The organism is Rhodococcus sp. MH15 (assembly GCF_019266045.1).
In the GTDB taxonomy this organism is placed as follows: Bacteria; Actinomycetota; Actinomycetes; order Mycobacteriales; family Mycobacteriaceae; genus Rhodococcus_F; species Rhodococcus_F qingshengii.
Window position 1 is genome coordinate 107,024 of the sequence record NZ_LPNP01000058.1, and the last position, 22,582, is coordinate 129,605.

Annotated in this window: 8 protein-coding genes; 5 read left to right on the forward strand and 3 right to left on the reverse strand. The window is 63.1% G+C overall.

Annotated features, from left to right (window positions below; all coding sequences use genetic code 11):
• Window positions 1-177 precede the first annotated feature (177 nt).
• The 5 genes from ATN37_RS04735 (at window position 178) to ATN37_RS04755 (ending at window position 5,398) form a co-directional block, all read left to right on the forward strand.
• Window positions 178-1,644 carry an aldehyde dehydrogenase gene (locus tag ATN37_RS04735; protein WP_218694821.1) on the forward strand — a complete coding sequence of 489 codons (1,467 nt, stop codon included), beginning with the start codon at window positions 178-180 and terminating at the stop codon, window positions 1,642-1,644.
• Window positions 1,645-1,704: 60 nt separating this feature from the next.
• On the forward strand, window positions 1,705-2,454 hold the full coding sequence (locus ATN37_RS04740; protein WP_030536773.1) for an SDR family oxidoreductase: 750 nt from the start codon (window positions 1,705-1,707) through the stop codon (window positions 2,452-2,454).
• Window positions 2,451-3,386 (forward strand): NAD(P)-dependent oxidoreductase, encoded by a 936-nt coding sequence (locus ATN37_RS04745; RefSeq protein WP_064689614.1) that lies wholly within the window; start codon window positions 2,451-2,453, stop codon window positions 3,384-3,386. Before ATN37_RS04740 ends, ATN37_RS04745 begins: the two co-directional genes overlap by 4 nt.
• The gene (locus tag ATN37_RS04750; RefSeq protein ID WP_082654858.1) at window positions 3,383-3,844 is read left to right on the forward strand and encodes a carboxymuconolactone decarboxylase family protein; all 462 of its coding nucleotides are present in this window, start codon (window positions 3,383-3,385) and stop codon (window positions 3,842-3,844) included. Before ATN37_RS04745 ends, ATN37_RS04750 begins: the two co-directional genes overlap by 4 nt.
• Before the next feature lie 87 nt (window positions 3,845-3,931).
• The gene (locus ATN37_RS04755) at window positions 3,932-5,398 is read left to right on the forward strand and encodes an FAD-dependent oxidoreductase (RefSeq protein WP_058037534.1); all 1,467 of its coding nucleotides are present in this window, start codon (window positions 3,932-3,934) and stop codon (window positions 5,396-5,398) included.
• Between the two features lie 10 nt (window positions 5,399-5,408).
• Here ATN37_RS04755 and ATN37_RS04760 read toward each other — a convergent pair whose 3' ends face one another.
• The 3 genes from ATN37_RS04760 to ATN37_RS04770 all read right to left on the reverse strand — a co-directional run bounded on the left by ATN37_RS04760 (window position 5,409) and on the right by ATN37_RS04770 (window position 22,576).
• Window positions 5,409-6,230, reverse strand: coding sequence for a GNAT family N-acetyltransferase (locus tag ATN37_RS04760; RefSeq protein ID WP_218694822.1), 822 nt, complete (start codon window positions 6,228-6,230; stop codon window positions 5,409-5,411).
• Between the two features lie 102 nt (window positions 6,231-6,332).
• Window positions 6,333-7,355 (reverse strand): alpha/beta hydrolase family protein, encoded by a 1,023-nt coding sequence (locus ATN37_RS04765; protein ID WP_218694823.1) that lies wholly within the window; start codon window positions 7,353-7,355, stop codon window positions 6,333-6,335.
• A gap of 86 nt (window positions 7,356-7,441) precedes the next feature.
• On the reverse strand, window positions 7,442-22,576 hold the full coding sequence (locus ATN37_RS04770; protein ID WP_374103509.1) for an amino acid adenylation domain-containing protein: 15,135 nt from the start codon (window positions 22,574-22,576) through the stop codon (window positions 7,442-7,444).
• Window positions 22,577-22,582: the final 6 nt, after the last annotated feature.

Below are 22,582 nucleotides of genomic sequence, written 5' to 3' on the forward strand. Positions count from 1 at the left end.
TGTGCGGTGAACCGTAGCGGCGCCGCACCGGACACGAGGCGCTTTTCGTCGAAGCAGATCCGAGACCCTCTCGAGACTGCTGGGCTCTCGAAATCTCTTATGCCCCAAAAACCATTGCCTCAACCACAAGTGTGAACTAGAGTCCAGACACATGTCCAGAAAGAGAAGGTTTGCGCTATGACGCTTCGACCCGCAGACAGTTCTGCACTTCTCGTCGACGGAAAACTGGTTCCCGGATCCGGCGGGACCTTCGAAGTTTTCAACCCGGCGACCGAGGAACTGATCGGCCGTGCGGCCGAAGGCACCGCCGCGGACATGGACGCGGCCATCGCCGCTGCGCGCCGTGCGTTCGACGACACCGAATGGGCACGCGATCACGGGTTTCGCGCTCGCTGCCTGCGCCAACTGTGCGATGCACTCCAGTCCCACATCGAGGAGTTGCGTGAGATCACCGTCGCCGAGGTCGGCGCACCGGTCATGCTGACGAGCGGTCCGCAACTCGAAGGCCCGATCGAAGATCTTCGCTACTGGGCCGATCTGATCGAAACCTATTCGTGGGAACAAGATCTCGGGCACGCGTCACCCATGGGGATTCCGACCCATCGCCGACTGCTCAAGGAAGCCGTCGGCGTCGTCGGCGCAATCACACCGTGGAACTTTCCGCACCAGATCAATTTCGCCAAGCTCGGTCCCGCCCTCGCAGCCGGCAACACCATCGTTCTCAAACCCGCGCCGGACACGCCCTGGTGCGCCGCGCTGGTCGCCAAGGTGATTGCAGAAGAAACCGAGATCCCGGCCGGCGTAGTCAACGTCGTGACGTCGACGGATCACTCCCTAGGCGCGCAGCTGTGCAGCGATCCGCGCGTCGATCTCGTGTCCTTCACCGGTTCCACCGCCACCGGACGCACAGTGATGGCCACGGCCGCGCAAACCCTCAAGAAGGTCTTCCTCGAACTCGGGGGTAAGTCCGCATTCATCGTCCTCGACGATGCGGACATCAAGGGTGCATGCTCGGTTGCCGCGTTCTCCGTCTGCGTTCATGCCGGTCAGGGATGCGCGCTAAGTACCAGACTTCTGGTGCCGCGCTCTCGGTACGACGATGCTCTGGCCGCGGCATCTGCCGCGATGGCGGGTATCCGAGCCGGCGACCCCAGCGCGCGCGGAACGGTGTGTGGCCCGGTCATCTCGGCGCGCCAGCGCGCCAGGGTGGAGAGCTACCTCGCCCTCGCGGTCGAAGAGGGCGGCACGATCGTGACGGGTGGGGGCCGTCCCGACGATCGCGAGAGGGGTTTCTTCGTCGAACCCACTCTCATTGCCGGGCTGGACAACTCGTCTCGCGTAGCGCAGGAGGAGATTTTCGGGCCCGTCCTCGTGATCCTTCCGTACGACAACGACGACGACGCTATCCGGATTTCCAACGATTCCCCCTACGGCCTGTCCGGGTCGGTGTGGGGCACCGATCCCGATCGCGTCGCGCACGTCGTTGCCGGTGTCAGAACCGGAACGCTGAGCGTCAACGGCGGCGTCTGGTATTCGGCCGACGCACCGTTCGGCGGCTACAAACAATCCGGGATCGGCCGCGAAATGGGCCTCGCGGGTTTCGAGGAATACCTCGAAACCAAGCTCGTCGCTTCACCTTCCTGACATTCCACACCCTCACCCCACACCCTCACCACAGAATGATCACCACGAAAGTAGGTCGACATGGGACGTTTCGACGGTCGCACCGCGATAGTCACCGGAGCAGCGCAGGGTATCGGAGAGGCGTATGCCCGCGCTCTGGCCGCGGAGGGGGCCAACGTGGTCGTGGCGGACCTCAATCGCGAACTCGGTGAAGCAGTCGCCAAGCAGATCAACGCGGACGGCGGAAATGCCGTGTTCAAGGACGTCGACGTCGCCGACGGGGAGTCGACTGCGGCACTCGCCGACTTCACGATCGAGCAGTTCGGCAGCATCGAGCACCTGGTGAACAACGCTGCCATCTACGGCGGAATGAAGATCGATTCCCTGTTGACGGTGGACTGGGACTACTACCGAAAGTTCATGAGCGTCAACATGGACGGCGCATTGCACGTGTGCCGGGCGGTAGTACCTCACATGCGAGCGAAGGGCGGTTCGATCGTCAACCAGTCCTCCACAGCAGCCTGGCTGTACTCGAATTACTACGGACTCGCGAAGGCCGGCGTCAACAGCCTGACACAACAACTCGCGACCGAACTCGGCTGGTCGAACATCCGGATCAACGCCATCGCTCCCGGCCCTATCGACACGGAGGCGACTCGAACCGTCACCCCCGGCAACATCGTCAAGGACATGGTGAAACGAATCCCGTTGCAGCGCATGGGAACACCGGACGATCTCGTCGGCATGTGCCTGTTCCTCCTCTCCGACGACGCAGGCTGGGTGACCGGGCAGATCTTCAACGTCGACGGAGGCCAGGTGTACCGGTCATGACGCAATCGGCGCCGAAAGCCAGCGCTTCGAAAACCAGACTGGGATACATCGGCCTAGGCAACATGGGCGCGCCGATGGCGCAGCGCCTCCTGGACTGGCCGGGCGGACTGGTGGTGTGTGATGCCCGCGCAGAAGCGCTCGAACCGTTCACCGCTGCGGGCGCGAGCGCAGCATCGACGCCCGCCGACGTTGCAGCGCAGGCGAGCATCATCTCCGTCACGGTGCTCGACGACGCGCAGGTACGCGAGGTTGTGTGCGGGCCGCACGGGATTCTGTCGACCGCACAGCCAGGCACTGTCGTCGCGATTCACTCCACTATCTCGGACACCACGGCGGTGGAACTCGCTGACATCTGTCAACAGCGTGGTGTTCTGCTGGTCGACGCGCCGATCAGTGGCGGTGCCGGCGGCGCAGCGCAGGGCAGGCTGGCAGTGATGATCGGCGGCTCCGACGAGGCGTTCGAAGCCGTCCGCGAGCCCTTCGGATCCTGGGCCGAGCTGGTGGTTCACGCCGGTGACGTCGGCGCGGGAACGCGAATGAAGCTCGCACGCAACCTTCTTCACTTCGTCTCGTTCACCGCCACGACCGAGGCCGCGCGACTCGCCGAAGCAGCAGGACTCGATCTCCGCACGCTCGGAAAGGTCGTCAGGCACACCGATGCGATCACCGGTGGCGCGGGCGCGATCATGCTCCGCGACACCACCGCACCGGTCTCGGAGGACGACCCGTGGTTCTCGATACTGCGGCATGTTCGCAATCTCGGGGAGAAGGACTTGGCCTTGGCCATCGACCTCGGTGATCGGCTGAATCTCGACCTGCCGCTCGCGCACCTTGCGCTCGCCGGACTCGGTGCCGGTCTGGGCGTCGGGAATGACAGCGAAGTCAGGCCGGCCGAACCTTCAACGGCATCTACTACTCGGGAGCACGCATGACCGACATCACTCACATGACCGATGCCGGTGGAACCGACGAAAGCCGCATCTCCGAGGCCCGTGCTCGTGGCGTCGCGAAGATGAACGAGGTGTACGGCTGGGAGCTTCCCGCCGACGTTCCCGGCGACTTCTTCGCGGTCACCGCCGACCACCTCTTTGCCGACATCTGGACGCGACCGGGACTGTCGGTACGTGATCGACGACTACTCCTGATCGGTGCCATCACCGCCCAGGGGCAGAACGATGTGGCGAAGATCCAGATCAACGCTGCTCTCCACAACGAGGAGTTGACCGAGCAGCAGTTCGAAGAGGCCGCAATCTTCCTGTGCCACTACGTCGGCTGGCCGCTGGCCACCGGGCTCAACAATGCGCTGATCGCCGTGAAGGCCGACAGACGTAAAGCCGCGCGCGCCAAGGAGAAGGCCGCGGCCGATTCCGCGAAAACGGACACCGACTGACTTTCGGTCGAGATACTGCCATCAGGGCATCGATCACACCCACCGATTCCCCCACCAATCAACCAGAAGAGCGAAGGATCCGAATCCATGGCCGAGGCCAGCTCAATCCGTCCGCAGTCCTCCGCAAACATCGAGCAGTGGCACTTCGAGGCTGACGTCGTCGTCGCCGGCTACGGCATTGCCGGAGTGAGTGCTTCGATCGAGGCCGCGCGAGCGGGCGCCGACGTGTTGGTGCTCGAGCGCACGAGCGGCTGGGGCGGCGCTGCGGCGCTGGCAGGCGGATTCATCTATCTGGGCGGCGGGACCCCGTTGCAGCAGGCACTCGGGTTCGAGGACTCCCCCGCCAACATGAAATCGTTCATGATGGCCGCACTCGGTCCCGGCGCCGACGAGGAGAAGATCACCGACTACTGCGAAGGCAGCGTCGAGCACTACAACTGGCTCGTCGACAACGGTGTGCCGTTCAAGGAGAGTTTCTACGGCCAACCCGGCTGGGAAACACCCTTCGACGACGGACTCATGTATTCCGGCGGCGAGAACTCGGCACCGTTCAACACGATCGCGACACCGGCCCCTCGCGGGCACGTTCCACAGATGAGCGGCAAGCGCACCGGGGAGAAGGGCGGTGGTTTCATGTTGATGAAGCCACTGATCGAGACGGCCGAAAGCCTCGGCGTACGAGCAGAATACGACATGCGAGTCCAGCGCCTGGTCGTCGACGGAGATCGAGTGGTCGGCATCATCGCCAAGCAGTACGGCAAGGAAGTGGCAGTTCGAGCACGCACGGGTGTCGTACTGGCGACGGGAAGCTTCGCCTACAACGAAGCGATGATCCAGTCGTACGCCCCACGGCTGATCGGGCGCCCCGGTGCGGCTATCGAAGAGCACGACGGAAAGTCCATCCAGATGGCGCAGGCTCTCGGGGCCGACCTCGCGCACATGGACGCCACCGAGGTCGCATTCTTCGGCGACCCCCAGTTGATGATCCGCGGCATTCTCGTCAACGGACGCGGCCAGCGCTACGTCAACGAGGACACGTACCCGGGACGAATCGGCCAGGAGACGCTGCTGCGCAACGAGAATCAGGCCTACCTGATCATCGACGAAGCTTCCTACGAAGAGGGCTGCGCCGCCGACAGTTCCACACCGTTCTTCAGATTCCAGCCCAAGTGGGTGGCCGAGACCGTCGAGGAACTCGAATCCGACATGGGTCTGCCGGAAGGCACCCTCCAGTCGACCGTAGAGGTCTACAACCGCCACGCCGCGCGTGGTGAGGACCCGGTACTGGGAAAGAAGAAGGAGTGGGTCAAGCCGATCGGCTCACCCGTCGCCGCGCTCGATCTTCGCAATTTCACCGCCGGTTTCACGCTCGGCGGTCTGCGCACGTCGATCAACTCGGAGGTCATGCACGTCTCCGGCGAACCGATCCCGGGTCTGTTTGCCGCTGGACGATGCACCGCCGGTGTCTGCGCTGGAGGGTATGCCTCCGGAACGTCCCTCGGAGACGGCAGCTTCTACGGGCGACGCGCGGGAATCAGCGCTGCCAAGGGCTGAGCGTCTCTTCTCAGATGTCAGCGTCCTCGCTGCGACGTTCGAGGAACAACGTGTCACGCCACCGCCCACCCAGTTGAGCGATACGCGACCGAGTGCCGACGACTCGGAATCCGACGGCCTGATGCAAGGCGACGCTTGCCCGGTTCTCCGGGAAAATCGACGACTGCACTGTCCAGATCTCACTGGCGTCGGCGGCTTGCACCTGTCGGCGAAGCAGCAGCTTGCCCACGCCGCGCCCGCGAGCGCCGCTACCGATGTAGATGGAGTTCTCGGCGACCCCGCGGTAGCAGTCTCGCGAGGACACCGGGCTGAGGCTCGCCCAGCCTTCGACGCGGCCGTCGATCTCGGCCACCCATCGATGATCGGGTAACCATTGCGCGTCGAGCTTCTCGGCGGATGGCACCGAGGTGGTGAACGTCGCGGTTCCGGTGTCGATTCCTTCGCGGTAGATCGAGCGGACGGCATCCCAGTCGCCGGATTCCATGCGGCGCACCACCACGTCATCGGGAAGAACTCCCAGTGTGTCTTCGACCGGACCACGAGCAGCCACGACGGCGGCCGCTGCCATCAGATCGGAGTATGCCGTTCCGGCAACACTGACAACCGAAGTGCCTTCACGCACCGAAGCCTCGACAATACCGACCTCGATCAAGGCCTCGAGGTGGGCACTCAACGCCGACGGCTCGAGTGATGCGGCGTGTGCAATCGTGTCGACGTCGATCGGACCGCCGGCAGCAAGTCGGAGCACTCGCAGCCGCGTCGGATCACCCAGGCACGCAAACCTGCGCGCAAGTACGTCGGTGTCGAGGGGAGCGAGTGTTTCTGAACTCATGAGGCGACTATAACGCCGCTGACCTGCAGTTCGGTCGGCTAGGTTCGGCAAGAGTGTCCCGGAGTGAGAAACAACTCAGCCACCGACCCCAGGGTTCGCCGGCTAACGCGCACCGATCGACGCGGCAATCATCGACCACGAGTTGTGAAGATCGTCCTGCCAGTAACCCCAAGAGTGAGTGCCAGTTGCCCGGAAATCATAGGTGGCCGGGATGCCCAAGGAGTCGAGCCGCTCGGCCAAACGCTGGGTGCACTGGTTCGTCCCGGCCTCGATGACTCCACCCACGATCACCTGGTTCGCCAGAACGCCGAGGTCGCCGTTGACCATCGGTCCGCCCAGATTCTCGTGTGGGCCGGGCAGGCCCGATCCATTGCTGATGTAGAGGTCGACCCCCCGCAATCTCTCGGCGTTGACCACAGGATCGTTGGCTACCCAGCCCGGACCGCCGGGAGGACCCCACATGTTGTCCACGTTGCCGCCGCGGAATCCGACCACGAATCTCACGTAGTCCTGACCGGGTTGAGTACTCGTCTCGGCACACCCGCTGAAAGCACCGACGGCACGGTAAACGGATGGCGCCGCCTCGGCCAGGCTCAGAACCGAGGTACCTGCCATCGACAATCCGGCAACGGCATTCGTACCCGTAGTCCCGAGCGTGGCATCGACGATCGGTGGCAACTCCTGGGTGAGAAATGTGGTCCACTTGTTCAGTCCGAGAACAGGATCGGGCTTCTCCCAGTCGGTGTAGTAGCTGTAGGCACCGCCGATCGGGTTGACGACGTTGACGTTCTTGTCGCCGAAGAAGTCGACGACGTCTGTCCGTGTCTGCCACGTCGCCGTGTCCTCGCCTCCGCCGGCGCCATTGAGTAGATAGAGGGTCGGCCGGGGCGCACTCGTGTCTGCCGGCCGAATCACCTCGAGCGGAATCACCTTGTCCATCGCAGCCGAGTAGACGTACATAGTCAGCTGACGGGCGTTGATCTCCTCGACGTGATCGAGAGCTGAACCGTCTGGAGGGGATGTTCGCGCCTGATCAGCCGAGGCAAGCGCCGCTTCACCGAACAATCCCGTCCATGCGACGAGTGCGACGACAAGCATTGCCCGAGTACGTCCGATTCTTCTCATTGCCGCTCCTCGTGCTCGATTGCGGTGCCCGGCAACAGCTCGGTGGCGCTCGCTTCGCGGGCGTGCGGCTTGGTGGCTTGAAGTTGTCATGCCCGTTCGGAGTAGCCGGAAAACATCGAGAGCACCCGGGCGAGCTCCGGTCCGATGACCGCCATGGCCGGAGGTTCGATCATCTCGTTGTGTTCGCAGCGCACGGGCACCTCCACGATCCGGCCCGTCACGAGTGGGCTCCATTCCTGCGGCGACCTGTCGCGCGGAATCGTGTCGTCTTCTCCGGATGCCAGGAAGATCAGCAGATCTCCTTCGTAGACCTGGGGAACGAACTGGTGCGTGATTCTCTGTGAAGTCTCGTACCCTCGGGCAATCCGTTCGAGGTCCCGACCGTCGACTCCCGTATCGGGCCCGAGCCTCCGGGCCAACACGGCCGCCGCCTCGTCGAAGGTCAGATCTCGGTCGGTCTCGATCCCGAGGCCGAGTCCTCGCAGTAGGTCTCGGACGTCGAGTGCGGCTGACGCAGGGGCATCGCCGTTGTCGGGGTAGCTGTCCATCATCGCCAGTGTGGCGACGTCGCGGCCGGACGATTGCAGTTCGACGGCCATGGCGTGCGCGATGACTCCGCCGAGGGACCACCCGAGTAAGTCGTACGGCCCGTCCGGCGAAACGGCCTCCACCTCTTCGACGTAGCGATGGGCTAACTGTTCGATCGACTGATAGTCACCGTCGTCGCTGAGAGCGGGGAGCTGAAGTCCGTACACGGGTCTGTCCTCGGGCAGATACCGCACCAAGCCGGCATACCCCCAGGACAGGCCGATACCGGGGTGCACACAGAACAGCGGTCGCCCAGTCCCTTTCGTCCGCAGTGGAACAACCACGGCGAGAAGCTCTTCCATACCGGCGTCGGCTGTCGGCATGTCGAGGCGTCGAGCGATTCCAGCGGGTGTCGGGTCGAGGAACATCCACTGAAGCGGGATTCTCCGTCGGAAACGAGAGTGCAGTGCGCTGACGATTCGGGTGGCCACCAGGGAGGACCCGCCCAAGTCGAAGAAGCTGTCGGTAGTGCTCACCCGATCGACACCCAGAACCTCGACGAACGAGTCGACCACGGCACGCTCGGTGTCGGTAACCGGCTCGCGGAACTCGGCTGCAGCCGAACCGAATTCGGGTTCCGGTAAGGCCTTTCGGTCGAGCTTGCCCACCGGCGTCATCGGAATCCGCTCGAGAAGCACCACTGCCGACGGAACCATGTGCGAGGGTAGTCGGTCGGCTGCGTACGCCCGTATCTCGTCGGTGCCGGTGGCGTCAGCAGCTGACGCACGCACGTACGACACCAGGACCGTTTCACCCGACGGTCCCGTGTGGCCGACAGTCGCGGCGAAGTCCACCGACGGATGGCGTGAGAGAACTGCATCGATTTCCCCGAGTTCGATCCGAAAACCACGGACCTTGACCTGGAAGTCGCTGCGCCCGATGTATTCGAGTGTGTGATGCACTCCATCGCCGGACCCAACGATTTTGGCACTGTCACCGCCGGATTCACGCCAACGCACGACATCTCCGGTGCGGTACATCCGGCGCCCCGGCGACCCGTACGAGCAAGCGACAAATCGTTCCGACGTGAGCGACGCCCGATTATGGTACCCACGTGCCATACCTGGGCCGATGATGTACAACTCCCCCGGCACGCCCACCGGGACGGGCTGCAAACGCTCGTCCAGCACCAGGAAGCCGAAGCCCACTGCCGGCGAGCCGATGTTCACTCCCGCACCGGGTTTCATCGAATCGCTGACACTCGCCTGCACGGTGGTTTCAGTCGGGCCGTAGCCGTTGTGCAGCCTCCGACCCGGCGCCCATTGCGCGACGACCTCCGGCGGGCAGGCCTCGCCCACCAGATCGAGAACACGGAGCGCCTCGAAACCGTTGTCACCCAACGCCGCCAGCGCGGTCGGTGTAATGGTGGCATGAGTGACCTGCTCGCGCCGGAAAACATCGGCCAATTCGGCGCCACCGTACACAGCAGGCGGAACGATCACGACTTGCGCCGAGGCGCTGAATGCCATCGTCAACTCGAAGATGGAAGCGTCGAAACTCGGCGATGCCAACTGAGAGACATGAGAGTCGTGAGTGACCTCGAACCTCTCACGAGTTTCGGCCGTGAAGCTCGCCAAACCTCGATGAGTAATGTTCACTCCCTTGGGTTTCCCGGTAGATCCCGAGGTGTAGATCAGGTAGGCCGGATGATCGAGGTTCAGTTCACCGGTTCGATCGTCATCGGTGATCGGTTCCGGCGACAGCGCGGCTACCCGCCGGGCGAAGTGTGGGTCGTCGAGTTCCAGCCAGGGAACAACGTCGGGTAGGTGAGTTCGGCTGGTCTGAACAGTCAAACCGAGCGAGGCTCGGCAATCGGCGAGCATGTATTCGACGCGCTCGCGCGGATAGGCCGGATCGACAGGAACAAAAGCCGCTCCGGCTTTGGTCACCGACCAGATCGCCACCACCGATTCGATCGAGCGAGGCATTCCCAGTGCCACGAAGGTCTCCGGGCCCACACCGCGACCGCACAACTCCCGGGCAACACGATTCGACCACTCGTCCAGGTCGCGATAACTGAGCTGCCGGTTCTCGAGCGACAGGGCCACCGAGTCAGGATCGATCGCCACGGCGTCCGCCAACAACTCAGGCCACAATTTCGGAGGTACTTCGGGGAGCCCATGCGCCGGCGTCAACTCGCGACGTTCGAGATCGCCGAGTAGGTCGATGTCACCGATCGGTACCTGCGGATTCCGGGTCACGGCCTCGAGCACACGAACGAACATGTCGGCAAAACCGCCGACCGTACCGGGGTCGAAGAGATCAGTGGCAAAGTCGACGGCTCCGCTCATCCCTCCCGGTTCACCGCGATCGTCGTACTCCTCGGCCAGAAGGAATTCCAGGTCTACCTTCACTACCTCGAGTTCAGGGTCGATCCCGCGGACATCCAGTCCCGGTAGCTTCAGAATCGGTCGTTTGTTGTTCTGGAATTCCAGCGACACCGAGGAAATCGGTGCATAAGCGCTCGACCGTTTCGGCCCGACCGCGTCCACTACCCGCTCGAAGGGCACGTCGGAATAAGCGAACGCGGCGAGGTCGACTTCGCGGCAATGCTCAACCAACTCGCGGAACGATCGAGCCGGATCCACCTGTGTGCGCAGTGCGAGCGTGCCGACGAACATGCCGACCAGATCATCGAGGGCACGATCTCCCCGGCCGGCGATCGGCGTGCCGATCACGATGTCGTCGGTGCTGCCCAAACGTGCCAGCAAGAGCGCGAGCGCTGCATGCACAGTCATGAATGCAGTGGACTCGTGCTGCCGCGACACGTTCAGAATACGGCGGTGAAGATCACTGCTGATCGAGAAGTGAATCCGCGAGCCGTGAAAACTCTGTTGCGTCGGCCGGTCTCGATCGAGCGGAAGTTCCAAGAGGTCGGGAGCACCTGACAATGCACGTCGCCAGTAAGCCAACTGCTCACTGATCACCGACCCGGGGTCGTCGACTGAGCCCAGAATCTCCCGTTGCCAGAGCGCAAAGTCGGCGTACTGGACTGGAAGCGGCGTCCACTGGGGATCCCCGCCGTACGCGTGGGCCTCGTATGCAATCATCACGTCTCGGGTCAACGGAGACATCGAGAAGCCGTCAGCCGAGATGTGGTGCACCACTACGGCAAGCACGTGTTCGCGCTCATCGATGGTGAACAACGCTGCCCGCAGGGGAATTCGTGCGGCGACGTCGAAACCGGCCGAGACCATCCGAGCAAGCTCGTCACGGAGATGATGTTCGTCGGTCACCGATGTCTCGGTCAGTTGCGGCAGCTCGGCGCTCTCGGTGGGCAGGATGTGCTGGACCGGTCCGTCACCGTGGACCGGGAACATCGTTCGCAGCGATTCGTGGCGGGCGATGACATCGGACATCGCTGATCTCAAGGCCGGTTTGTCGAGTTCACCGCTCAACCGCACCACGAGCGGAATGTTGTATGCAGGAGAACTGGTGTCGAGTTGATTGACGAACCACATCCGCTGCTGAGCAAACGACAAGGGGATGTTGTCGGGTCGGGGGCGCGGTCCCAGTCGCTCCGACCCTTCGGCAACCGAGTGGCCGATCACCGTAGCCAACTCGGCCACCGTCGGCGTCTCGAACAGATCCCGCACGCCTACGGTAGCTCCGAGCACCGCCCGTAGCCTCGCCGCGACCGAAGTGGCGCTCAGAGAATTTCCACCGAGCTCGAAGAAACTGATGTCGGTACCGACTCGTTCGAGGCCGAGCACCTCGCCGAACACGTCCGACACTGCCTGTTCGACCGGGCCGACCGGGGGACGGAAATCCCCTGTGGTCGTCTCGATTTCGGGTCTTGGCAACGCCGAACGGTCGACTTTTCCGACAGCGGTCAACGGAATGTTCTCCAGCACCGTGAGAACGGCAGGCACCATGTGCGAAGGCAAGCGCCGGGCCACGGCGCGACTCAGGATCCTGGTGTCCAGTCGACCCGCCGTGGGCACGACGTACGACACGAGTCGGGTGTCTCCGGTGGGGGCGGAATCGGCAACCGTAACGGCAAAACCGACGCTAGGCTCCGACATGAGCACACTGTCGATCTCACCGAGTTCGACACGGAAGCCTCGAACCTTGACCTGGAAGTCGCTTCGCCCGACGTACTCGACACACATGTCCGCCGTCCATCTCACGATGTCGCCGGTGCGGTACATCCGCGTTCCTGGGTCAGCCGGGTTGGCAACAAAGCGTTCTGCCGTCAACCCCGCCCTTCGGTGATATCCCCGTGCCACGCCTGGTCCGGCCAGGTACAGCTCGCCGGGGACCCCGACGGGAACCGCTTGAAGTCGAGTGTCGAGCACCAGTTCGCTGACGCCCCTGACGGGTCCACCGATGGTGATTGGTTCTCCGGCGGTCATCGGCGGGCTGACGTTGGACATGATCGTTGCTTCGGTCGGTCCGTACGCGTTGTACAGGCGGCGGCCAGGTGCCCAGCGAGCGACGAGGTCGGGCGGGCACGCCTCGCCCCCGAATACGACTTCCGAAAGTTGTTCCAGCCCAGCTGGGTCCACCGATGCCAATGCCGCTGTGGTGACGAACGCGTGCGTGACGGCGTGCTCTGCCAGAAGTTGCGCCAGGTCCTCGCCCCCGTAGATCCCGGGTGGAGCGACAACCATCGTCGCCCCGGCTCCGAAAGCCTGCAGATATTCGAAGAGCGACCCGTCGAAACTCGGAGTGGAGAAGTGCAGCGTGCGTGATTGTGGAGTTGCGCCGTAGCGTTCGAGCTGGTCTCGGGCGAAGTTGTCGAGCCCTCGCTGCGTGACCACGACGCCCTTGGGCACGCCGGTCGACCCCGAGGTGTAGACCACGTAGGCAGCTGAATCCAACCCGATCGGACGGAGTCGGTCGTTGTCGGTCAACGGGCTCCCCGAGAATCCCTCGCACTTCTTAGTGAAATGCGGATCGTCGATAATCAGCCACTCCGCGATATCGGGCAATCGATCTCGGCCCGCGGTGGTGGTCAATCCGAAGCTGACCTTCGAATCGATCAGCATGTGATTGATCCGCTCGTCCGGATAGTCGGGATCGATCGGCACGAACGCAGCGCCTGTCTTGGCGACGGCAAGTATCGACACCACGGACGCGAGAGAACGTGGGACACCGACCGCTACATAGTCCTCGGTTCCCAGGCCGTGCGAGACGAGCATGCGAGCAATGCGATTGGAGAGGATGTCCAGCTCGCCGTAGGTCATGCCGCCGTCCGCCGATTCCACGGCCGGTGCGTTCGGATCACGCTGGGCTGCCTCGTCGAAGATCTCCGGGAAGACGCGCGACGACCCGCCGGCCGTGCCACGGACTGGCACCAATTCAGTATGTTCGGAGGCTGCGAGCACCGACACCACAGCCAAGGGACGATCCGGCTGGGTACACGCTTCGAGTACGCGCCGCAGTCGTCCGGCGATCTCTTCGATGTCGGCGGCACCGAAAACCTCGGGTATGTACTCGAATTTCAGGCGGAGCCTGGTGTCGACCGATGCTACGAGGCTGAGCGGGTAGTGGGCAGCGTCCTTGGCTTCGACATCGGTGATCCGGACCCCCGCAATATCGGTATCGGACGAAAGCCCCTGACGGTCAACGGGATACGATTCGAAGACAGTCAACGTGTCGAATCCGATCTCCGGCCCCGCGCCTACGTGGATCTCGAAAAGCCCGAGACAGTGGTGATCCGACAGCTCTGCTTGCTCGGCCTGGATCCGCGCGAGGAGTGTGCCGATACTTTCACTCGGGCGCAGCGTGATTCGGACCGGAATTGTGTTGATGAACAGCCCGACCATGGTTTCGATCCCGGTCAGCTCGGGAGGTCGACCCGACACCGTCGCTCCGAACACCACATCGTCTCTCCCGGTCAGTGCAGCAAGGACGATCCCCCACGATGCCTGAACAATCGTGTTGATCGTCAGCCCGAGTTCACGCGCCATTCCGCGAAGTGAGGTTGTGAATTCCTCGTCCAGATCGAACACCCACTCGGCCGCCATGGTGGAGAGTCGACGCGATCGAACCGCTGGAGCCAACAGCGTCGGTCCTTCGACTCCGCTCAGCGTCCTCGCCCACACAGCTCGGGAAGCTTGCTGATCGCGGCGGCTCATCCAGGTCAGATAGTCGCGATACGCGCGCGCGTGAGGCAAGGCCGCCACTTGACCGTCGGCGGCATAGAGCGTCGCCAATTCCCGGATCAGCAGGGGCATGGACCAGCCGTCCAGAAGGATGTGATGATTGGTGAGCACGAGCGTGAACTTCTCGGGGGCGAGAGCGATCAGGGTGAATCGGATCAACGGCGCCCGTGCCATGTCGAACGGGCGCGCTCGGTCCTCGGCCAGCGCTCGATCAATTTCCTGATCTGGTGCACCAGTGAGGTCGATTTCCTGCCACGGCGCTGCCACGTTGCTTCGGACCACCTGGACGGCACGGCCGTCGGCGCTGTGAAGGAAGGCGGTACGCAGGTTCTCATGCCGGCCGAGCAGCGCGTCGGCGGCGCGGCGCAGGCGCTCCGAATCGACTGCGCCGGCTAGATCGAGAGCCACTTGTACGAGGTATGCGTCGACCGATCGTTCGGCCAATTCGGCGTGGAACAACAACCCCGCTTGCAGTGGAGAGAGTGGCCAGACATCGCTCAGGTCGGGACACCGACTTTCGAGGTCGTCGATCGCCTCCTGTCTAAGATCGACCAGATCGAAGTCCGAGGGTGTGAATCCGCCGCCGCCCGCCGCGAACTCTCCGAGCCCGGCCAGTGCGTCGAGCCACCACTGCCCCAGTTGCCGAACGTCGTCCGCACCCAGAATGTCCGGTGGGAACGTCCAGCCGGCAACGAGCTGCGGACCGTTCTCGGTATCGCTGTCGACCGTCATCACGTTGACCTCGAGGACGCTGGCGAGTGGGAGATCGACGGCCGCAACCGTCCGCAGGTCCTCGTCACGGATCGGTACCCATCCCGCTGAAGCGTCGGCGTCGGTTCCACCGACGCGTCCGAGGTAGTTGAAGCTGATCTGAGGCACCGGAAGTTGCGAAAGAGTGTGTGCCGTTTCGCGGTTCAGATAGCGCAGCAACCCGAAGCCGATGCCGCGGTCCGGCACCGCCCGGAGTTGTTCCTTGACAGTCTTGGCAGCGACGCCGGCAGCCGGGCCGCCGGCGAAGGCGTCACCCGGATCCACTCCGCTCAGATCGATCCGCACCGGGAAGATCGTCGTGAACCATCCCACCGTGCGAGCAAGATCTGCCCCGGGAACCACCTGTTCCTCGCGTCCGTGCCCCTCGAGACTGATCAATGTCTCCGGATTGTCGATGCCGCGGTCCATGCGCCAGCGGACCATCGCAAGTGCCAAAGCCGTCAACAATCCGTCCTCGACGCTCCCGTGAATCGCCTGCGGAACTGTCGTCGACACGGCCTCGGTCAATCCCGTGGGAACTCGTACTTCGATGTCAATGGTGGCCGAGGCGGTGTCCCTCTTCGTCAGGGCGTGCACACCCAGAGTCGGATCGGGACCCTCGAGCACCTCTCGCCAATAGTCGATCTCAGCCACCCGATCGGGCTCGCACGCGGCGTCGACGAGGCCATGTGCCCATCGACGCATCGAGGTTCCGACCGGAGCAAGTGACGGGTCGACGCCTGACTGCACCTGCGCACAGGCAAGTGCAAGATCGGGGATCAGGATTCGCCAGGAAACACCGTCCGTCACCAGATGGTGCGCTACCAGTAGCAACCGTTTCCGGCTCTGCCGGTCCTTTTGAATCTGCCGGTCCTTTTGAATCTGCCCGTCGGTGTCGAGCAGGACTGCCTGCACCATCACACCTGCCTCCGGGTCGAGCCGCCCCAGAGCTGCGTCGAGTTCTGTCGAGACCGTCTCCGCGGCAGAACCCCCGAGGCTCCCGTGGCGTACGACGGTCTCCGCCCGCACCGTACCTACAGGCGCAACGTCCATCCGCCGAGCGGATTCAGGATGATGCGTCGCCCGGATGCCTGCGCGGAGGATGTCGTGGTGGTCCAGCACAGCCTGCATGGCCAGTGTCAGCGTGACCTCGTCGAGCGTGGCAGGAACCGAGAGCAGAACAGATTGGGAGTACCGGAGAAAATCTCCACCACGGTCAAGCATCCATTCGACGATCGGCGTCAATTCGATCTCACCGACGCCGCCGCCAGGCAATTCGTCGACGACGACACGGTTGCCAGCCGTTCCGGCCGTCTCGGACAGCGCCGCAACAGTTTTGCGTTCGAACACCTCGCGCGGTGTGATCAGAACTCCGGCAGACCTGGCGCGCGTCACCAACTGGATGGACATGATCGAGTCACCGCCTAGAGTGAAGAACGAATCGTCGACCCCCACCTCCTCGAGTCCCAGAACTTCGGCGAACAGACTCGCAAGGATGTTTTCCGTCGCGGACGCGGGGCCACGACTTACGGTTGCCTGTCGCCCGAAGTCAGGTTCAGGCAATGCATTCCGGTCGAGCTTTCCGTTCACCGTCAGCGGCAAACCCTCGAGAACCGTCACGACAGCGGGGACCATGTGGGGCGCCAACCTCTGTGAGACATACTCGAGCAACGCCGCCGGAGAGATAGTGGCACCGGACTCCGGCACCACGTAGCCCACCAACCGGTCTCTGCGGGCTACCACCGCCGACTGAGACACGCCCACTCCGGAGAGCAGTGCAGCCTCCACCTCGCCGAGTTCGATTCGGTACCCCTTCACCTGCACCTGCAGATCGTTTCGTCCGAGGTACTCCAGCTGCCCGCTGTCGTTCCAGCGCCCCAGGTCACCGGATCGATACATACGCGCACCACTGACCGCGAGGTCGGGAATGAACCGCGCGGACGTCAGACCGAACCGGCCGAGGTATCCGCGTGAAACCTGATCACCGGAGACATACAGTTCACCCACCACACCGGGCGGCACCGGGTGCAACCGCTGATCCAACACATACACACGCAATCCGGGTAACGCCCGACCAATCACCGAGGCCGATCGTTGACGCACCAGCACACGATCGAGCGGTAAATGGCTGACGTGCACAGTGGTCTCCGTGATGCCGTACATGTTGACCAGATCTGGTGACGAAGTCCCGCGACGGGCGTACCAGCGCGTCAACTGTCCGAAGTCGAGCGCTTCTCCGCCGAAGATCACGTAGCGCAATGACAGGGCCGCACCCCCGGTAAGCCGGTCGGCTTCCGCCAATTGATAGAAGGCGGTGGGAGTTTGATTGAGCACCGTGACACGTTCGTGCCGTAGCAATTCGAGGAATGCCTCTGGTGAACGGGCCGTGAAGTAGTCGACCAGTACCAGTCGGCCACCGTGTGCGAGTGCGCCCCACATTTCCCAGACCGAGAAGTCGAATGCCTCCGAATGGAACATCGTCCACACATCGCCGCTGCCGAAGCCGAAGAGCGCTCTGGTGTTTGCCAGCAACGTCACTACGCTGCGGTGAGAAACCTGCACCCCCTTCGGGCGCCCGGTGGACCCCGAGGTGTAGATCACGTAGGCCACCGATTCGGGTCGGAGCGGTAGCAGCCGATCTCGGTCGGTCACCGCAAGCGGAGAAAACCTGTGCAGTGCATCGAGAATCACCGGGTCGTCTACCGCAATCACTGGAATCTCGCTGTCTGCGATTGCGTCACTGTCTCGTATGTAGACGCCGTCGGCCCGGGTGGTCAACACACACTTCGGCCGGGCGTCACGCAGCACGAAGTCCACCCGGTTTACCGGAGAAGTCGAGTCCACCGGTACGTATCCGCCACCCGCCTTCACCACCGCCAGCAATGCCACCATCAGGTCGATCGAGCGGGCCATCGCGACTGCCACCAAGGTTTCCGGCCCCACCCCCTGCGCCACCAACAGTCGAGCAAGGCGGTTTGCTCGCTCGTCGAGTTCGCGGTACGTAACCGACAATCCGCCGCAGCGCACCGCCACGGCAGCACCGGACGTCCGCGCCGTGCGATCGAAGAGATCCGACAACGAATCCTCGTCTGTTCCGGCGCCAGAGGGCGTGGGCGCAACCAGCAACCCGCTGAGTTCGCCGGCCAGAATCATGTCGATATCACCGACGACCACCGACTGGTTCTCGGTCACGGCGCCGATCACTCTTTCGAAGCGCGCCGCGATGCGCGCCACCGACATTCGATCGAAAATATCTGTTGCATAACGGAAACCGGCGCTGATACCAGCGGGCTCACCGTGCTCGTCGACGTGCTCCATCACACTCAGTTGCAGATCGAATTTCGCAACCGCGAGATCGACGTCGAGCGAGCGAACCGTCAGTTCCGGCAAGTCGAAGCGCAGTCCCGTATCGGTCTGGAATTCGAGGAGTACCTGAAACAGAGGTGAATGCTCGGTGGAACGGTCGGGCGAGAGGTAATCCACCAACCTCTCGAAGGGGATGTCTGCATGGTCCAGAGCACCGAGATCCGTTGACCGCACCGCGGCCAACACCTCGGCAAAGGTTGCTCCGGATGAGACAGGTGTGCGAAGGACGAGCGTGTTGACGAACATCCCGACCACATCGTCGAACTCCGATGCACCGCGACCTGCGACCGGAGTCCCGATCACTACGTCGTCCGCTGTAGTGAGCCGTGCCAGCAATACCGCCAGAGCCGCATGCATCACCATGAACAGAGACGAACCGTTCTGGTGTGCGAGTTCGTTCAAAGCTCGATGGATCTCGGGCGAGAAGTCCATCGAAACCACCGCGCCCTCGGCAGACCGTTTCGAGGTTCGTGGTCTATCGAGAGGGAGCGGCAAGACGTCCGGAATACCCGACAGCTTCGCTGTCCAATAATCGAATTCGGCCGAGAGCGAAGTTTCCGGACCAACGTCTGCGTCGACGATCTCACGCTGCCAGAGGGTGTAGTCGGCGTACTGAACCGGCAGCGGCGCCCAGTCCGGGCTCCGACCTTGCGTGCGCGCGGTATATGCACTCATCAGGTCGCGTGCCAGTGGTGCCATCGAGAAGCCGTCTGCGGCGATGTGGTGAACAACGATCGCGAGTACATGCTGCTCCGGTCCGGTTCGGAGTAACCTCACGTGCAGCGGGAACCCTTCGGACACATCGAATCCGATGTCGAAGAACGCGTGCAAGTCCGTGAAAAGCCACTCGCCGGGAATCGGCACGGGGTGGATTCGAGGAGCAGCGACCGCGGGTTCGGCGATCACCTGGTAGGGCCCGTCTGCGGACGCAGGAAAGATCGTTCGAAGAGATTCGTGCCGTTCCACCACATCACCCAGCGCGGCTTGGAGCGCACCCGAATCCAGGAACCCGTCCAGTTGTAGTGCGACGGGGATGTTGTAGAGCGGAGACGACGTGTCGAACTGGTTGACGAACCACATCCGCGATTGCGCGAACGACAGCGGAATACGTTCTGGCCGTGCCCTACTCGTGAGGGGCACACGAGTAGCTTCCTCGGGTCCAGGCTCGCCCGGCGCGGAGTCGATTGGATCTATCGAGGCCGCCAGGTCCGCGACCACGGGGGCGTCGAACAGTGCATTGACCCCCATATTGGTGTGCAATGCGGCGTTGATGCGGGCGATGACTCGAGTGGCGCTGAGGGAATCCCCGCCGAGTTCGAAGAAACTGTCGTCGGCACCCACCTGGTCGAGACCGAGAACGTCGGCAACAGCACGGGCGATTCCGATTTCGGCAGGAGTGGCAGGAATCCGATATGCAGCGCTCGCAAAATCGGTGTCCGGGAGGGCTTTACGGTCCAACTTCCCATGCACCGTCACCGGAAACTCCCCCAACACCACCACCACCGACGGCACCATGAACCCCGGAAGAGACCTCCGCACCCCCTCCAACACCACCACCTCATCGACCACCACCCCCACCTCACCCACCACAAACCCCACCAAAAAATCCCCACCCACACCCGACCGCAACACCACCACCGCACCAGCCACCCCCACCTGAGCAGCCAACACCGCCTCCACCTCACCCAACTCCACCCGCTGCCCCCGCACCTTCACCTGAAAATCCGTGCGCCCCACAAACTCCAACACCCCACCACACCCCCACCGCACCACATCACCCGTCCGATACACCCGAGCACCCACCACCCCCGACACCGGATCCGCCACAAACCGACCCACCGTCAAATCCACACGACCCTCATACCCCCGAGCCACCTGCACCCCACCCACATACAACTCCCCCACCACACCCACCGGAACCGGCCGCAACCGCGAATCCAACACCAACACCCGCGTATTCCACACCGGCCGACCAATCGGAACACCCACCCCCACAACACCCTCCACCACATGAAACGTCACATCCACCGACGCCTCCGTCGGCCCGTACAAATTCACCAACTCCGCACCACACACCCCCGCAAACCGCCCCGCCAACACCGACGACAACCCCTCACCCGACACAAACACCCGACGCAAACCCGAACACCCCACCCCCAACTCCCCCACGCTCAACTCCCCCACGAACACCTCCAACATCGACGGCACAAAATGCACCACCGACACCCCCCACCGCTCGATCACACCCACCAAATACACCGGATCACGATGCCCACCCGGATCCGCCACCACCAACCGCGCACCCACCATCAACGGCCAAAACAACTCCCACACCGACACATCGAACGACACCGGCGTCTTCTGCAACACCACATCCCCCACACCCAACGGAAACTCCCCCTGCATCCACAACAACCGATTCACCACCCCCGCATGCGACACCACCACCCCCTTCGGACGACCCGTCGACCCCGACGTGAACATCACATACACCGCATGCTCAGGCAACAACACCCCCAACCGATCCCCCACCCCCACCGGACCACCCGAAAACCCCGAAACATCAACACAACCCACATCAACAAACCCCACCCCCACCGGCAAACACCCACCATCACCAACCCGCGACAACACCACCACCGGATCCACCACCCCCACCACAAACCCCACCCGCTCCACCGGCGCACCCACATCCACCGGAACAAACACCCCACCAGCCCGCACCACCGCAAACACCGCCACCAACAACTCCACCGACCGCGACAACGCCACACACACCCGCGACTCCGGACCCACCCCCAACGAAATCAACAACCGCGCAAAACGATTCACCCGAACATCGAACTCACCCCACGACAACACCACCCCACCACACACCAACCCCCCACCACCCACACCAGCAAACCGCCCATCCAACACATCCACCAACGTCAAACCCCCCACCACAACCCCCACACCATCCCAACCACCCACCACCAACCCACGCTCGGGCACGCCCAAAATTTCCGTATCCCCTACTGGCACTGTTGGATCCGACACGACCGACCGGAGGAGGCGGACGAAACGCTCGCCGAACTCGGCGACTGTGGTGCGCTCGAAGATATCGGAGGCATAGGTGAAGGCGGCATCGAAACCCATGGGGAGGCCGTCTTTGCCACGCTGCTCGGAGAGCGACAGTTGCAAGTCGAATTTGGCGACACCGACGTCGACTGGAACAACATCGACACCCAGTCCGGGTAGTTCGAGGTGGGGATCTGCGGTGTTCTGGAATTCCAACAGAACCTGGAAGAGCGGTGAGCGAGATGACGAACGCTCCGGCGCAACTGCATCGACGACTCGCTCGAACGGCACCTCGGCTTGTCCGAACGCTGCCAGATCGACTTCGCGAGTTCGTGAAAGGATCTCCTCGAAAGTCGCGGCGGTGTCAACGGTGATTCGCAGGACGACCGTGTTGACGAACATCCCGACCAGATCGTCGAGGACTTGCTCGGCGCGCCCTCCTACCGGAGTCCCGATCGCTATGTCCGGCGAGGCGCTCAGCCGTGCCAACAGAACCGCCAGCACTGCGTGCATCACCATGAACGGTGTCGTGTTGTGATTCCGAGCGAGTTCGAGGAGTTCACTGTGCACGTCTGCGGGCACCGAGAATCGGACCGATTCACCGCGCATGGATCGTTCCGCCGGTCTCGGTCGATCCAGCGGAAGGTCGATCACGTCAGGTAGACCGGCCAGGGTGGACGTCCAGTAGTCCAACTGCTTCGCCTCGAGCGTGTCCGGATCGTCGTCACTGCCGAGCAGTTCGATCTGCCATTGGCTGTAGTCGGCGTACTGCACAGGCAAAGGCGACCAGTCCGGTGCCCGTTTCGCAGCCCGCGCCGCGTAGGCGCGGGTCAGGTCGCGGGCCAGCGGCTCGAGGGATGCTCCGTCCGCCGAAATATGGTGAACCACCAGCGCAAGGACATGATCGTCCGGCGTGACCCGAAAAAGGGAGCCGCGCAGGGGCACGTTCGCGCTCACGTCGAACCCCTCGCGAGCGAGATCGGCGATGCGCCTGTCCAAGGCTTCCTCGTCCACGGATACTTCCCACGCGATCTTCGACGTCACGCGTTCCGAAGGCACTACTACCTGATGTGGGCCGTCGACCGACGCCGGGTAGACGGTACGGAGCGATTCATGCCGATCGACAACATCTCCCACCGCGCGCTGCATCGCAGCGACATCCAAGGCACCTGACAGTCGGACGACCATCGGAATGTTGTAGGCCGGGGACGACGTGTCGAACTGATTGACGAACCACAGGCGTCGTTGTGCCACAGACACCGGAATCTTGTCCCTGTACGAATGTGCCTGCAGGATTGGACGCTTCGAACGCGTGCGATCAACGCGGGATGACTTCGCATCCCGCACGTGACG